This window comes from Gracilimonas tropica DSM 19535 (assembly GCF_000375425.1).
GTDB classification, from domain to species: Bacteria; Bacteroidota; Rhodothermia; order Balneolales; family Balneolaceae; genus Gracilimonas; species Gracilimonas tropica.
This window is the reverse complement of record NZ_AQXG01000001.1, coordinates 660692-676813: the sequence shown is the minus strand read 5'-3', so window position 1 is coordinate 676813 and position 16122 is coordinate 660692. Positions and strand designations below refer to the sequence as shown.

The 16122-nt window shown below is 43.0% G+C and carries 11 protein-coding genes; all 11 read right to left on the bottom strand.

The window, feature by feature from the left end:
• Positions 1-18: 18 nt before the first annotated feature.
• Positions 19-2238: a T9SS type A sorting domain-containing protein gene (locus tag B151_RS20240; protein ID WP_020402125.1), complete on the bottom strand. Its 2220-nt coding sequence runs from the start codon at positions 2236-2238 to the stop codon at positions 19-21.
• A 59-nt stretch (positions 2239-2297) separates the two neighbouring features.
• Positions 2298-3338, bottom strand: coding sequence for a PorV/PorQ family protein (locus B151_RS17800; RefSeq protein ID WP_020402124.1), 1041 nt, complete (start codon positions 3336-3338; stop codon positions 2298-2300).
• Positions 3338-6997 (bottom strand): hypothetical protein, encoded by a 3660-nt coding sequence (locus B151_RS0103030; RefSeq protein ID WP_020402123.1) that lies wholly within the window; start codon positions 6995-6997, stop codon positions 3338-3340. The genes B151_RS17800 and B151_RS0103030 overlap by 1 nt, the downstream gene beginning before the upstream one ends.
• Positions 6998-7036: 39 nt before the next feature.
• Complete coding sequence (locus B151_RS0103025) at positions 7037-9703, bottom strand: TonB-dependent receptor (RefSeq protein WP_083909852.1); 2667 nt, start codon at positions 9701-9703, stop codon at positions 7037-7039.
• A gap of 285 nt (positions 9704-9988) precedes the next feature.
• Positions 9989-11221 carry a flavodoxin-dependent (E)-4-hydroxy-3-methylbut-2-enyl-diphosphate synthase gene (gene ispG / locus B151_RS0103020; RefSeq protein WP_020402121.1) on the bottom strand — a complete coding sequence of 411 codons (1233 nt, stop codon included), beginning with the start codon at positions 11219-11221 and terminating at the stop codon, positions 9989-9991.
• Between the two features lie 65 nt (positions 11222-11286).
• Positions 11287-12192 carry a rhomboid family intramembrane serine protease gene (locus B151_RS0103015; protein WP_020402120.1) on the bottom strand — a complete coding sequence of 302 codons (906 nt, stop codon included), beginning with the start codon at positions 12190-12192 and terminating at the stop codon, positions 11287-11289.
• Entirely contained in the window at positions 12185-12817 is a 633-nt protein-coding gene (locus tag B151_RS0103010) for a rhomboid family intramembrane serine protease (RefSeq protein WP_020402119.1), read from the bottom strand. The genes B151_RS0103015 and B151_RS0103010 overlap by 8 nt, the downstream gene beginning before the upstream one ends.
• 517 nt (positions 12818-13334) lie before the next feature.
• On the bottom strand, positions 13335-13709 hold the full coding sequence (locus B151_RS20235; RefSeq protein ID WP_020402118.1) for a hypothetical protein: 375 nt from the start codon (positions 13707-13709) through the stop codon (positions 13335-13337).
• 322 nt (positions 13710-14031) lie between these two features.
• On the bottom strand, positions 14032-15348 hold the full coding sequence (locus B151_RS0102995) for a phage major capsid protein (RefSeq protein WP_020402116.1): 1317 nt from the start codon (positions 15346-15348) through the stop codon (positions 14032-14034).
• 78 nt (positions 15349-15426) lie between these two features.
• Entirely contained in the window at positions 15427-15750 is a 324-nt protein-coding gene (locus tag B151_RS0102990; protein WP_020402115.1) for a hypothetical protein, read from the bottom strand.
• Positions 15747-16004, bottom strand: coding sequence for a hypothetical protein (locus B151_RS0102985; protein WP_020402114.1), 258 nt, complete (start codon positions 16002-16004; stop codon positions 15747-15749). The genes B151_RS0102990 and B151_RS0102985 overlap by 4 nt, the downstream gene beginning before the upstream one ends.
• Positions 16005-16122: the final 118 nt, after the last annotated feature.

The window sequence follows — 16122 nt, the reverse complement described above, 5'->3', positions numbered from 1 at the left end:
TTAGAGAGTTAAATCAATCTACTTGATTAACATCATTTTCTTGTTCTGAGCAAATGTGCCTGCTTCGATTCGATACAGGTACATGCCGGATGCAAGGTTAGATGCGTCGAACTGTACGGAATGCTGACCTGCAGCCAGGCGTCCGTTAACCAGTCTTGCAACTTGCTGTCCGAGAACATTATAAACCGTCAACGTAACATTAGTAGCCTGAGGCAAAGTAAAGTTAATGTTCGTTGTAGGGTTGAATGGGTTAGGATAGTTTTGGCTGAGTGTAAACTCTTGTGGAGTTTCAATGGTCTCTGTTTCATTTGAAACTACTACACCATCGTCTCCTGAGCCTCCTCTTCGAACTACAACCGGACCTTCTTCTGTGGCAAGGATGTATTCATCGTAGAGGTCATCGTATACGGAATCGGCTCTTATGAACCCACCGAATACCACTTCGATCTTATTCGCATCGTTGATGCGTACATTGTGATCAGCTCCAAAGCCGGCTTCATTATCTTGTCCGTTTACACCCATTTTGAATGCTCCTACACGGGCATCACCGGCAACGTATGAGAAGGTAGCTGAAAACAGGGAGTCTCCTGCAACCTCATCACCGTCTACACCACGGTCATTGAAGAATAGCCCTGCGCTCTTAGCGGCAGCAGAATCGACTCCCCAGTCTTCCCAACCATTGGCAAGAAGCGGACCGTTACCATATAACCATGATATTGTAGAGTCAGCACCGGTTCCGGTTTGAACATCAGCCGGAAGTGCACCACTGTCTGCTACGGTATAATATGCAGGTCGCAGATCTACTTCGAATACCACATCGGTATCTTCAGTGAATACATCACTTGGAGTAATGTTGTCAAAGTATGGTACGTTTCCATCAGGCGCGTTCTGAGCCAGATATTTTCCTTCAAACAATCCATCTTCCGTTACAGTGATCAGCTTGTCATCACCACTTTCCCAGGAAACAGACTCATCAGCATTCACGATCGTGAACTTATAAGCGTAAGTACTTGGGATTGCCTGGTTAGTTGGGAAGGTTACCGTAACTTCATATACGCTCTCAGTTTGAGTTTCAGTCATGGCATTAGAAGTAGCACTCCATCCATCAAAAGCACCTGTTACTGATACATACTCAGTTTCCGGATCAAAATTACCATTCAATTCCTGAATAGACATATCTACCTGGAAGTAAAGTTCTACTTCACCGAAAGTTGCATCATTCAGGTCTCTGTAATCGAATGAAGGCATTTCAGCATCCAGAGAATCATCAGCAGTTACCGTAAAATTACGGTTCGTGTTATCAGTTGGCTGATTCGCTTCATACCCACCGGTAATACGTCCTGAATTGGAGTAGATATGGAATTTGTAAGAATAATCTCCTTCAGTTAAAGAAAGAGTTTTTGTATAAATCCCATCATCATCTGCATCCATCAAAGTATCTGCGGCGGTATCCCAACCATTCATGGAACCAGGGATTGTAATGAAATCTTCTCCGGGTACAAATGCAGCAGAGTCAATGATATCATTCATGTCTGCCTGGAAGGTGATATCATAGTAGCCTAAAATATCACTAGCAAATCTTGGTGAAATCTGTGAGCCGTTAAACGTTCCAACAACACCGACAATATCAAATCTTGCAGGTGGAGTTACACCGATTGCTTCAGTTTGAGCTAATAACCGGATCGGTACTTCACTGCTGTCAGCATTTAAAAAAGCATCAACATTAGTTGATCCTGAAGTTGTGTCAGCAGGCCAATCAGCAGGAGTCGTTAAAAGATCATTAATTCTCACCAACGTTCCTTGAATGCCAGCTGTATCTGTTTCTGGAGTTGCAGCTTCTACAAATTCTTCGTAAGAAATTACACGTGGGGCTGGTAGTTCATTACCTGAGTTAATCACAGTAATATCTGTTTCAATATTACTTACCACGATTTCTCTTAAACCATTATATGTATCCAGTTCACCTGTAACTTCTACACTATCACCGGCACTTATATCTTTGGCCGGAGTTCCGAAATCAAAGATATTCAGTCCAACACCATTATCTTGAATAAAGAAAGATGTTCTTGAATCAGACTCAAGTGCAGGAGTAATAGCAATTCCTCGCACAGTAACTACCGTTCCATCCGTGCTGTCTTTAGCAGCTTCGATGGAGATAACATCCTGTGCAAACAAAGATGTAGTTCCTATAAGAACCATCATCAATGCAGTACTGAATAAGGTTGTAACCTTTTTCATAGTTGCTCCTATTTTTATTGTTATTGTTTCTGCTTATGCAGTTTCTTTAATGTAAGTTCTTAAAAACCAATTTCAAGTGTCCATAACAGTGGATCTTGCAGATATTCATGGGTCATATAGGCCACACCAAGCTCAGCGGCAATGCCATTGATCTCATATTTCAGCCCAAACCCTGCCGTATAGCCCTGATCTTCCATTTGAGATGAAAACAAGCTTCGATAACCGCCTCTCAGAAAGATCAGGTCATTGAATCCGTATTCTAACCCTACATCTATACTTTCTGAGTTATCACTTGGATGCTTGGCATCCAAGGCTACTTCCACTTTATGATTGTCAATATCTATGGCATCAATGGCCAAACCCACTTTAAATAAAAGCGGCATCGGCCATGAGTCGGTTCCCAGGTATCCCTCAAGTCGGTCGTTGTTCCCGTTTTTGCTTTCATCAATGTCTATAGCCTGACGTAAGTCATCTCCGGTCATTCTCATATCCGTCCCAAAGTTGGTGATCGACATCCCTATACGCAGATTCTTGAAGTTAGAGCGATAAAACATTCCCAGGTCTACGGCAAAACCATTAGCAGCCTCGTTCCATATCTTTTGCTGAACGAATTTGGTATTGGCTCCTATGGAAAACTGATCGGTAATGAATCGTGAGTAAGACACAGCAACAGAAAGGTCGGTTGGAGTGAAAATTTCTCCGGTTCCTTCAGGATTCTCGATTGTTGTTACTTCAATATCTCCATAATTCAATGCTCTTACTGAGAGTGCAAAATTTCCGGCCTCTCCTCCGTTAAGCACCACCGAAGCATCCTGTATCTGGGAATCAAGGAACCAATTCATATTGGAGAACGTGACGGTGCTTTTATCCAGCTGAGCCATTCCCCCCGGGTTCCAAAACATGGAACTTCCATCGTCAGCCACCGCAACAAATGCACCACCCATTGCCGAGGCTTTGGCGCCTGAGGTTATACTTAAAAATGCAGGACCGGTGGTACCCACTTTATCTTGTGCTTGTGCACTTAATGATAGTACCAGGCTGCCTGCCAGTAACAAGCAGTACTTCAGTGACTTTTTCATATTCATTGCTTGTGTCTTCATTATTTAATCAGTGCAATTTTTCCTGTTTTCGTACCAATCCCCGGTGCTTCCAGATGGTAAAAATAGATGCCATAAGCTACGTCCAGGTTTTCGCGGGTTCGCAGATCCCAATCGATATATCCCCTGTCGATGCTATCATCATGTTTTAGCTCGCGAACCAATTCTCCCCTTACAGTAAAGATCCGTATGGTTGAATTCTCAGGGACATTCTGAAACTGTATCTTTCGTTCACCACGACCACTGGTAATGGTAGGCGGAAGTTTTCCTTCCCAGCTTGCGGCACTTACATATGGATTAGGTACTACACGAATCTGATCCAGCATCTCTTGAGCTGTTTCCTCATCTACTTTGGATGATTCGGTTGAGTACGTATAGGTATCATTTGGGCGAAAGGCCTTATAGGTTTTGATCTCATAGGTATCCCCTGCTTCCGGAAGGTCACCGGTAGGTTCCCTTTCAGTCTGACCCAATATCGTTTCATAGAGAAAGCGAACTTCGTACGTCGGGCTCAGGGAATCTCCAAAAGTATCATAGATATAAATGAACTCTCTGTCACCTAATTCCGCATAGGTGGCTCCATTGGCATATTCGTCAGTGCCCTGGGTTTGGTCAAAGGCAAAAGGAACTTCTTGCCCGGTTGTGGTATTCGTGATCTTGAAATTGACCGGAGTTGCCGGGGTATTTCTGGCACTTGGGCCAACCCCATTAACAGTATCGATGGAGGTGGCCAAGATCTCGTCCCCAAATTCAATTTCGTAATCATAAGGAGCGATGATACCTGAGAATCGCCAGAAAGGACTATTACTGAAGGTTCCCTCACGTACCAATACATCAATATTGGTGGAATCTGCAGGATCAGCCCACCCCATGGCATCTTGATTCAGCCGGGTTTCGTCATTTTGGAAAGCAAGGCGCATTCCATCAAAAATGTTGGACTGGGCATCTTCAATAGATGCGTCAGAGATGATTATATCACCGTTATTGACAATGGAAAACTGATCGGCCTTAAGTTCATTATCTCCTGAAAACCGAACTTCATAACTTGAGTTCTCACGCAGGAACACCGGATCCAAAACTTCCACGAATACATCACCGGTAGCAAAGCCATTCGGATGTTCTACCTCTCCGGCTACCGCTCCCGCCTGATAACCCAGCACCGGTGTATTGGGTTCAACTTCAACCACGTTGATGTCGGTAACAGTGGAACCGTCTTCGCGGATAGTCACAGAAAAATTATTCTCGGCCGGATAAAAGTCGACGCTGCCCCGGTCGTATGCCACCAATGCATAATAATAGGTTTGTCCATTCACAACGTTCGTATCTACGAAGGAATGCTGCAGTCCGGTATCGTCTCCCAAATAAAATGGAACTCCTCGTACCCGGTCGGCCAGATCAGGATTGTATACGTAGGAAGGATCATTTTGTCCGGTTGAAGTATCCGCTACCGGCTGCCAGAGCCCGTTTATGCCGTTGTCCAGATCGAATTGGGCAATCGGTTCCAATAAAGCATCATTACCGAAAGCATCCGTAATTCGATCAGGATCAAGGAAGTTAGGATCGGTACTTTTGAATAGTTTATATCCTTCAAAATCTTTACCAAGAATAGGATCTTCGCTTTCTTCCGCAATACTGTTCCAGTATAAAGTCACTTTCTCATCACCAACAGCCGCATTCAAGGTTGGCTTTTCAGGCGGACGGGCGAAGTTGTAGTTTCGGTCATAGATCTCCTGAATGGTCTGCACGTTGTTGGTAATATTGGCGAGGTCTTCTCCGTATACAAGTGCCAGTGAAAACCGAAGAGTCTGACCGGGCTCAAGCCGGAAATAACCTGAGCTAAAGATAAAGTCTCCGTCTACTCCACCACTTCCCTGGTTTTGCTGAAGTTCATTGTTGGTGGTAAAGAAACCGGGAGACATGGCGCTCCATACCTGTTGGTCTTCATTCAAACGAACGGCACCGGGCGGAGTGAAATAGTAGAAACTTGACAAACCAACCTGATCGGTTTCATCGACATCAAGATTTTCAAAATTTGGTTCACCTACCGTTGGGCGACCATCACCTTCTCCGCGGTCTCCGGTTCCTGATACCCCGTCAGCTCCAACATCATCGGTTAGAGAATTCCAGTCTCCATCATTGTCAATACCATCATTCGGCTGCTCATCCACCATTGGGTTAAGCAATCCATAATCTATAGAATCCTGACGGGTTGGAGTACCATTCTCTCCAACTGCTTCGGCATAGCCTACATAATTTTTGAAATACAGAGGAGCATAAGTTTCAACATTACCATTCAATTCCTGATATCTTCTCTGGCTGTGTAATGATACATCTTCATCAATAATACCGTCAAGGTCTTCATCAATGAGATTTTTTTCTGTGACGGTTACTTCATCGATCTGTCCCTGAATTGTTTTCTTGGTTTCTTCAAGTGTAATACCTGGACTTAGTTCGTATTCAATACCCTGTGACGTTACCGTCATAGGTCCATTGCCCATATAAACAATAGACCGCTCATAGGTTTCCTGATCGATCAAAACAATTGGATCACCTTCATTAATGGTTCGGGGTAAGAAATCCTGTGGAGTGAATTGAGAGTTTGCAGGTGAGCCGACCAAAGCAGGATCTGTATATGGAAATCCTTCCACATTCAGTTCATTTGGGTCACCATCTCCATCATTATCAATTCCATCATTGGGGTCGCCTGGACTTTCCATAAATGCATAACCAACATATCCTACATCGTTACCATCCTGGTTGGTTCCATCTGCATCCCAGGAGTATACAATTCGATTTCCCTGGTCAAAGAAAGCAAGGTCATCCTGAGTATCACCGGAGTTAGCGTTCGCACTTTCGCCTGCAGCAGTTCCTACTACCAGTCCAACCGATACCCGTGGATAAGTGGTGGTACTGGTGTTCGTGATCTCATAGATATAGAACATGGCATCCTGCGCCAAAAACTGACTCCACTGCAACCCACGGACACTCATCGCGAGTCCCTGTCCGCCCCGTGTCAGGTCGGTACTATCCGGGCGAAACCCATAGGTTTCTTGCATAAAACGATCATTATGGTCATCTGCCCAAAAATAGGTTTCAAAGTCTGCGTTTTGAATACCGCGTCCAAAAAATCCATTCCATTCCACACTGCCATCCGGGGCTATCCAGGTTGGCTGATCAGGCCATCGGTCGGGCCAGGTAGATTCATCCGTACTGATAGCAGGCCGGTCATTTTCCTGATCCATATTGGCAAATCCCGGAATTGGTTCAAATGCCCAGACTTCGGTTTGCCCCGGTCTGGCACCCTGTCCTTGTCGATCTCCCGGCGTAGTCACAGAATGTTGAATAAGGGTATCCGCAACACCATCACTGTCAGTATCTACAGGAATTTCCATGGAAAGAACGGGGGACACATCACCGATATAGTTTACTTCTGATCCCCGGGGCCACTGACCTCGTATTTCACCGACACCTGCAAGGTATCCGGTGTTTTCAAAGGTAATCCAAACCCGGTTGCCATCCGCTTCCGCACTTTTACGATATTCTCGGCTGGACCGGTACTGAGGATCCTTCAGAAATTCTGGCACTTGCTGAGCTTCTGCATAGCTTTGTGCTAAGATCAAAACAGCAAATACAGCGATAAGTTTTGGGATATATGTTTTCATGCTTCTAAAACTGTCAGTCAGGTACATATTGAAATTCAATTAAAAATTGTAACGGATGCCGAATACCACTCTGCGCGGCTCATTATAAAAATCCGGTCGGGTATAGTTTGCATTTAAAAAATCAATGTCTCCCCTGAAGTTTTTCAGATCTTGATTTCTATAAAGAGAATATTCGGCTGTGCCGGTATCATTAAATACATTCTGTTCATTTCCGGTATCAAAAAGATTGTCGATCTTAGCATACAACTGTAAACGTTGATCATCACTAAACTGAATATCCTTAGTCAAATTTATGTCAATATTATACTTAGACGGTCTTCTTTGACTGTTCAAAGGATTAATAGAAGGGGGTGCAGTATTGGTACGAAGACTGTAATCAGGGGTATATGGAAATCCGGATCCTGCACTAAATATAGCGCCAAATCCCCATCCATCTTTTGTTCTGTAATTAGCCGTCACATTGACCGTGTGAAGCTGATCCCAATCCAAAGGTACAATACGTTTTTCGAGTTCGGTTTTAGCAGCCGCTGCATTATAAGCTTGAGCCGGGTCAGAAGCATTACCCTTTGCGATCTGGAAGGTGTAGTCAGCCGTCAAATACATCCCATTGTCAAATCCTTGATCTAACGTCAGCACCACACCTTTGATAAATCCAAAATCAGAGTTTCGGATGATCCCATATCGAACCGATGTTCCCTGTACTGCAATTGGATCAGTGGCAGTACCTGCAAGATTTCGAATATCCCGGAAGAATGCTGTGATCTCGACAGCTGAACTAGAACTCAATTCCTGCTTATATCCTAATTCTCCATTGATCGTTTTTTGAGGATCTAAATTGGCGTTCCCCAACAACCCGATCAACCCTGATCCTCCCCCCAAACGGAAGAATGGATTTTGATACAACAAATTGAAATTCGGGATCTGGAAGAAATGGCCATAGGAAAAATGGATAGCTCCGGTTTCCGATATCGGAAATGCAATTCCCAAACGCGGACTGAATTGCCAGGTTGGTTCAGAATCTTCAAAAACCAACGACTCGTCTTCCGGACGTTGTTCATCAAAAACCACATTGGGATCGGTTGGGTCGGTGAACACTTTAAAATTAGAATCGAAGTAATCAAAACGAACACCCGCATTAATGATCAAATCGCCAATCTCAACCTTGTCCTGTATGTATGCTGACATTTCGGTGGGATTTACATCATATGCAGCATTTTCAAAAACTCGTTCAACGCCCTCTTCAAGATCAGTTACAATTGAAGAAGCATCTCTAAAAACTAAATTATGGTACCTGTATTCAACGCCGGTTTTAATTTGGTTAGAATTGTTAACCTGACTGGTAAGATCAAACTTGCCGATCATTGTATTTGTTTCTCGCATGGTACGACCATTATCTGTACCACCGATTATAAAGCCTGAAGTTATGTTTGGAGCTCTGAAACCGGCATAGTCATTTGGCAGATATCGCTCGTCAAAAGGATCTTCAAATAAATAAGATTCATACTTCTTATAAGTATTGGATACGCTTACATCATAAAAAGTCCGGTCAGAAAGAGAGTGTGTCGCTTTTAAATAAGCACTGTAATTTCGGGTATATTCGTCGCGGGTGAACTGAGGTATGAATTGAGCTCCGTGGTTATAATTTCTAAACTCTTCACCCCCACCGATCACATTAGCTGAGATCTTTAATCCTGACACAGGCCGCCAGGTTAACTTAACCTGACCATTCAACTTCTCATATGGATTCATATTAACCAGGCTCGAATCCCCTGAACCAAGTGTATCCAAAAGGGCCAATTGTCCCTGATTGTTAATCCCTACATCATTATAATTAAACACTTCCCGGCCAAAAAACCAGCCATCGTTTCCAAAATACCTTCCACTCACAAAGAAGAAAAGATTGTCTTTAATAATAGGCCCATCTAAGCTGGCCTCAATATTCCTCACAGCAACAGGGTTCAGCTGATCGATCCCACGAAACAGGTCATCGCGGGTAGAAACATAATCACCGGCAAAGGTATTTACAGATCCGGTAAAATTATTACTTCCATCTTTTGTAACGATATTTACAATACCGCTCATTGCCTGTCCGTATTCTGCATTAAAAGCACCGGTAACCACCTGAACTTCTTTAACGGAGCTGTTTTCTACACCCGCTGAAAGACTGCCATCATATACATCTGTCACGGGTACACCATCCACCCAATAACCAACTTCCCCGGTTCGCCCACCCCGAAAGTGACCATCAACTACACCGGCCTGTAATTCCACTACTTCTGAAAAGTTCTCAACCGGGATAGCTTCGATCTGTTCGCTGGTAACAGAAGACAAACTGGCCGTTACATCTTTTCTGACCAATTCCCGCCCGGCAACTACGGTAACTTCCTCTCCTTCTACCACCTCAGGTTGAAGTTCAACATTGATTTCTGTGGTAAGATCAATACTGACCCTTACATCCTGAACTGTTGTCTGACTGTATCCTATATATGAAAATTCAAGGTTATAGGTACCCGGTTCAACATTTAAGATTATGTATTCACCATTAATATCGGTGGCATTACCTTTGGTAGTCCCCTCTATGATCACACTTGCTCCGATGATCGGTTCACCGGTCTCAGCATCCGTTACTACCCCGCGAATTTTACCGCTTTGGGCAAATGCAGATATCGCGATAAGGCTTACGATGAGGGTCATTAAATATCTCATACATCCAACTATTAGTCATTCAGATTAGTTGGATTCAATTTAATGTAAGCGCTTACATATATTCAAGTATAAATTAGGTTTTTAATGTTTATCCCGACTCGAAATCCACGAAGTGAACTGGTCAGTTTTTAATCCGTAAATATTACTGTTATTTATTTGTTTACATAAAATAAATAAGGCAAGAAAAGACCCGAATATTTTTATTCCAAAACCTTGATGAAAATATTTATGTCTTGTTACATCTTTTTCCTGAGAACAAATGTAAGGGGTTTCATACAAGCAAAATCAACCTTTAGCTGTTTCCTTTTTTCCGTATCTGTTCTTGATGTAATTGTCTAATATCTCCCGGAATTCCTCTCCTATATTGTCTCCCCTCAGCGTTGTAGAATGTTCGCCATCAACATATACAGGAGCTTTCGGTTCTTCAAACGTACCCGGCAGTGATATCCCGATATTAGCATTGCGGGACTCCCCCGGACCATTAACCACGCAACCCATTACGGCAACATCCATTTCCTCAACCCCGGGATAGACTTTTCGCCATATCGGCATCGATTCAACAATGTATTCCTGAATTTCCCGGGCAAGCTCCTGGAAGTAGGTACTTTTCGTTCGTCCGCAACCGGGACAGGCTGTTACCTGCGGAACAAAACTCCTGATCTTAAGTGACTGAAGGATCTGTTGTGCAACTTGCACCTCCAGCGCCCTGTCGGCCCCCGGTTCAGGAGTTAGTGATACGCGAATGGTATCGCCAATACCTTGTTGCAATATCACCGATAGTGCCGATGCACTCGCTACCATACCTTTCATTCCCATTCCCGCTTCGGTCAATCCAACATGCAAGGGATACTCAACTTCTTCGGCAATGCGCTCATATACTTTTATCACATCTTGAACGCCGGACATTTTGCAACTGATAATGATCTTATTGGATGCCAAACCTACATCTTCAGCGAGTTTGGAGGAGCGTTTTGCACTTTCCACCATGGTATCGAGCATTACTGCTTTGGCAGATTTGGGTTTTGGAAGCTTATTGTTTTCATCCATTTTATCAGCCAGCAACTGCTGATCCAAAGATCCCCAGTTCACCCCAATGCGTACCGGCTTGTCGTATTTGATGGCTTGCTCAACGATGGTCGTAAAATTCTCATCCCTTGTTTTTGTTCCGGTATTCCCGGGGTTGATCCGGAATTTTGCAAGCGCTTTAGCCATTTCAGGATACTTCGTCAGCAATTTATGCCCATTATAATGGAAGTCTCCGATCACAGGAACCGTAATTCCCCGTTTCAGTAATTTTTCTTTTATATAGGGAACTGCTTTTGCGGCCTCATCATTGTTAACGGTGATCCGAACCAATTCAGAACCTGACCTATTCAGATGCTCAATTTGATCTGCGGTCTCATCAATATCTGCCGTATCTGTGTTAGTCATTGACTGAACAGCTATTGGAGCGCCTCCGCCTACCGGAACATCTCCTACCATTACCTGAATCGATTTGCGTCGTTTAATTTCTGCCATCTTTGTGCTTTGTGCTTTGTGCTTTGTGCTTTGTGCTTTGTGCTTTGTGCTTTGTGCTTTGAAACTTAGTTTTTCTTACTCAATTCAAAGAGTTTTCGTTTTTCCTCTTTGGTGAGCGAGTCATAGCCTTTTTGTGATATTTTTTCGAGGATCGCGTCCAGTTCGGTTTGCTCTACTTCTTCGATGATCTCTGCATCCTGAACAATATGCATATTCGCATTTCGCTTTCTTTTCTTATTTCCGCCTGTTGGTTTGATCCTTCCAAAAAGATACTCTACATACCTGATAACCAGACTTAAGTCTCTTCCGTTTTCATGCGCTTTGATGAATAAATATCCCCCTAAAGCTCCTCCAAGGTGAACCAAACGAGCCACTCCATCACCACTTCCGAGAAATAAGATGTCGATAGCGATCCAGCCGGCTACAAAAAACCGGGCCTGAATGGGTGGGAATAAAAATAACATAATGGGCGCAGTTGGATACAGCATGGCAAAAGCCACTAAAATCCCGGTCACCGCACCGGAAGCTCCTATCACTAAAGCAGAGCCAAAAACCAAAGCTAAGGCCGCATCCAAGAGAGCTCCTAAAATTCCCGCACCAAAATAAATAACCGTGAATGTGCGGGGACCTAACGTTTCTTCAACTGCACGCCCCATCCACCAAAGCCATAACATGTTGAATAGAAAGTGAAAGAAACCTCCATGCAAAAACATGTAGGTGATCAGTCGCCAGGGCTGCGTGAGGAAGGTTGGAAAATTAGGATCAAAACCAAGATTGGGAACAATCCAGCCGTTCAGCGTTTGTCCGCCAAGCATTTGAATCACAAACACAATAGCATTGATCAGAATAATGGTCCGTATAGCCACAGGCATACGAAGGAAGCCTCGTTTCATAGCTCCTCCAAAAGAATCGTAAGAGCCCGCGCCTCCGAAGTTTCCACTACCGGGAAAATTAAATGGTCGGTTAGCCATAATACTCCGGTTTTTTTAGTCCCCAATACTTGATAAGTACAAAACCCACTATCAAACCGCCGAGATGGGCAAAGTGAGCTACTCCGCTGTTTGGCATAGAGAGACCGTTGAAGAGTTCAAAGAGTCCGTAAAAGGTAACAAAGTACTTAGCTTTGATAGGGATGGGAGGAATCAATAACATGATATAGCGGTCAGGAAACATCATTCCGAACGCTAATAAAATCCCAAAAACGGCTCCTGAGGCTCCTAGTGTATAGGTAAAATAACCACCAAAGAACATATGAATGATCGCAGCACCAATTCCGCATAATAGATAGTAGATCAAAAATCGCTTTGAGCCCCATAAATTTTCAATGGCTTGCCCGAAGATCCAAAGGGCAAACAAATTGAACATGATGTGATAGATATCCGCATGCAGAAACATATAGGTTAAAAGCTGCCATGGCATAAAGCCCTCTCCCAAAGGATTGAGCACAAGATATGGCGCTAATGCTGCTCCTATGGGAGTCCAACCGGAACCAAAGATCTGTTTGGTTAAAAGAAATACTAACCCATTGATGATCAAAAGATTTTTAATGACAGGCGGGAAAACTGAAAACCGGGTGTTGGGTGAAAAATTATCCAAAAATATCTGCTTTATTGATGATTCTTTTTAACTCTGTAATATACGTTGATGAACTGAATTTCATCTATAAGATATTTTATATCAATTATTTAACTGCCTTTATGTAAATGACAAAGTAACGGTATAGTAACAAGTGTTTTTTTAACTGATATGAAATTCCTGAGCATCAAAGGTACAAATTTCATTCCAATTGTTTGCCTTAAATACTACTCTTCCCAAATACGTTACTTGCAGCAAAATGTTATATGACTTGGAAATAATGAAGGATAGAAACGTCCTGATCTGAATAGTTTTTACATAGGTAAGCAATCAGGCTCTCCCGGTTAGCTCTCATCATTTGCGCGTAGCTCTCTTTTATCGGTTGCTTACATTCCGCACAATTCCGGGCAATCTTTAGCAGTGATATGGAAATTTGCTCTTCCATATCCTAAAATAGCTAATTTTACCAAGTTACCGAAATAATTAAGCTCATATTTCGATTTTAAGGGCTTATCTAAGGTTTAAGCATATCTTACCATTAACTAAATAAGACTGTTTGACTGTATAGGCTCAAATCTTTGGCTATTTCTTTTTGTGTGTTAATTGGCTCAATATCGGGTTTATCAGCTGTTGATAAACCCGTTTTTTTATCACCACCACCAGCCGACATATTCTCCCTCCCCTTTTCTAAGAGGATCTCTTTTCGGGCTTGTGCAAGTTCAAACTTCCACCCATCAGTTAGGTTTCTTCTACCTAATTGATTGGCATCCATCCAATCCTTAACCGCTTCGATATTTTCAAAATTTCCCAAGTCGCTTTTAGTTCTATATTTCGCAACGGTTTTATGGTCAACGGCACATTTTCTTGCAATTTCAGAATCACTCCACTGGCTCCACTCTTCATCATTCAGCAAGGTTAGTACTGCCTTTCGCTTATCTGCATTGGTGCGCCTTAACCCGTGTTTTGAGTTTGCAGAAACAGAATATAGAACAGCATCTCTTTAGCAAGTCGCTCAGATGTTAAGCTATGGTCATTTTGACCATCGCTTTTACCTTTCATCGACCCCGCTTCTGACATGCTTTACTTCTGCTTCAATATCCAAATATCCTATTTTATTTGAAGCATGGTAAGCACTGCCTTTCATTTAGCTGGTAAGCATAAAAAAACCCGACTGGATTTTCCAGCCGGGTGAAATAATTATCCTTTGAGAGAGATAATTATGGATGTACGCAAACTTAAGATTCAGGTGTGATTCCTACTACTCTACAGAAATGGTTTGGATGTGCAAACTGGATGTCTGCTCTTAAATATCCTCTTATCCAAATTTCCAGATTTTCCCATGCTGAATCATTCGCATCACTTGCAACTCGTGAAACTTCTAAGCGTAGCTGTGTGCGCATTCCTACAAGCATTTGACTGTAATCGCCAATAAACACACTTGATGCATCGGTAGATGTGCCTTGTGTTTGGTCAATGGGAACTTGATTAGTAACAAGTTTTTGTAAATCCTGCCAGCTTTGGGGCGCTCGTAATGGGTTATTATCGTTATCGACTAAGCGATCTAATTCACCCCAGGTGCGCGGTGCAAAGATTGCAGAACGTGGAACGCCGTTCGCTTCCAGTACTTTTTGATAAGCCTCTGAAAATGGCACGTAATTAGTTAATACGGCTCCATCGGTTCCAAGGCTTACTTCATTAACGTTGCTGTTAAGAAATAGACCTTCGGGTTCTTGTCCTGAGCCTGAACCGACTAAACCAACGCGATCTAATTCCAGCGCCAATTTTTCAGCTATTGAGTTTTGAATTACTTCGGACGCGTTCGGCGCATCTTCTGACAATTCAACTGTTAGGCGGGTACCTGCAATAAGCGTTTTAGCGGTTAGCGTTACTTTATCAAGGGTAACATCGCTTTGGCTCCATGCAGAACCTTCCGCCTTCCATTCGCTGTCAACATCGGATGTTACTCTCGCCATGTCTAAGGTTTTACTTGACATAGGAACCATTTTAGCGCCTGCCTGAAAAATTCGGCTCTTGTTTCTCGCTAAATCAATCACTGAAGCAGATAGCGGGGTGGGTACTAATTGCGAATCGTTGGAAGTATCCATTAATCGAGTTTCCCCGTTGATGATACCTCTTATCCAGCTCGCCCATGTTACGTCTTTAAACTTTTCAAACTCTTCCGGGTTCTGTCGCCGTAGATCATCACTGAATGAAGTGCCTCGATTATAAACCCGGATTTGTGAACCTTTTGTTGGGCCAGATGCACTTTCCCAAAGTTCAATTCCTTTTGCGTTTACATTAGGTGCGGAAAGGTGCGGGGCAATTGGAACCGCTCCAACTTCACTTGGTTTTATTCCTGCCTGTCTTTCCAGATCTTCAGCCTCATCCATTTTTTTATTAATAGCAGCAATTAACCGGTTATACTCGGTTGTTTCTTTGTTGGTCATTTCTCGACCTTCTGCTTTATCAACTATTGCTTGGGCTTTGTCGTTTAAAACGCCTGACTGCTCTCTTAAATCCTTTGCTTTAATTCTGCGCTCGTAATTGTCCATAACTATTCTCTATTGGTTTCGTTGTTGTTAGTGCTCTCTTTGAGCTTTGCTTAAATATAACTGATATACTGATACATATCAATTAATAGGTACTAAATTTGGTGTTTTATTTTGGGTAATAGCGTCCTGATAGAGCGTCCTAATTTCCGGGTGATGGAAACGTGAAAACCAACGCCATTGTATGAATAGCAATTTCGGTGCATGTTCCGGTGGCCATTCCTTCCAATCGGGGTGATCTTCAAAATAGGTAGTGGCCTGTTCTGCTAACTCAATAGCAGTATCCCAATTTCTTTGGTGAACGGCATCCAGCCATTTTTCACCCAACGCGATCAACTTTTCGGCATCGGTTCCCGGTTCAAAAATTTCAGTTTCAAGCTTTGCCAGTCGGTCGGTTGGTTTCATTTTACTTTTCTCATTTTTTGATTCTCATTAATCCTTTCCAAGTGCTCGATACGTTTTTCCAAGTCGCTCACTTCGAGTAATTTTGCATATCGACTGATAAGTCCAGAAAGGGCATTTGAAGCGTTTATCACTCGGTTTTCGTCCTCACTGGTCAAAATTATTTTCTCTAATTGCTTTATACTGTCTGTCATTCTTAATTGTGCATCATCCAGCGATAAAGGCTTACGGCTTCTTTTCTGTTTGTAAGTTCCCATATTATTTCAAGTTAGTTTTTTGTTAAAATGTTAGCTCAATAGTGCCAGAACATGGATTTTCAAGTTTTACCCCGCCCCGGTTGATTCGTGGCAGAAAGGGAAATTTTGGAAAGCAACG

Excerpts from the sequence above, each read along its gene's own strand:
- B151_RS20240 (WP_020402125.1), bottom strand. The coding sequence starts at position 2,238 with ATGAAAAAGGTTACAACCTTATTCAGTACTGCATTGATGATGGTTCTT.
- B151_RS17800 (WP_020402124.1), bottom strand. The coding sequence starts at position 3,338 with ATGAAGACACAAGCAATGAATATGAAAAAGTCACTGAAGTACTGCTTG.
- B151_RS0103030 (WP_020402123.1), bottom strand. The coding sequence starts at position 6,997 with ATGAAAACATATATCCCAAAACTTATCGCTGTATTTGCTGTTTTGATC.
- B151_RS0103025 (WP_083909852.1), bottom strand. The coding sequence starts at position 9,703 with ATGAGATATTTAATGACCCTCATCGTAAGCCTTATCGCGATATCTGCA.
- ispG (WP_020402121.1), bottom strand. The coding sequence starts at position 11,221 with ATGGCAGAAATTAAACGACGCAAATCGATTCAGGTAATGGTAGGAGAT.
- B151_RS0103015 (WP_020402120.1), bottom strand. The coding sequence starts at position 12,192 with ATGGCTAACCGACCATTTAATTTTCCCGGTAGTGGAAACTTCGGAGGC.
- B151_RS0102995 (WP_020402116.1), bottom strand. The coding sequence starts at position 15,348 with ATGGACAATTACGAGCGCAGAATTAAAGCAAAGGATTTAAGAGAGCAG.
- B151_RS0102990 (WP_020402115.1), bottom strand. The coding sequence starts at position 15,750 with ATGAAACCAACCGACCGACTGGCAAAGCTTGAAACTGAAATTTTTGAA.
- B151_RS0102985 (WP_020402114.1), bottom strand. The coding sequence starts at position 16,004 with ATGGGAACTTACAAACAGAAAAGAAGCCGTAAGCCTTTATCGCTGGAT.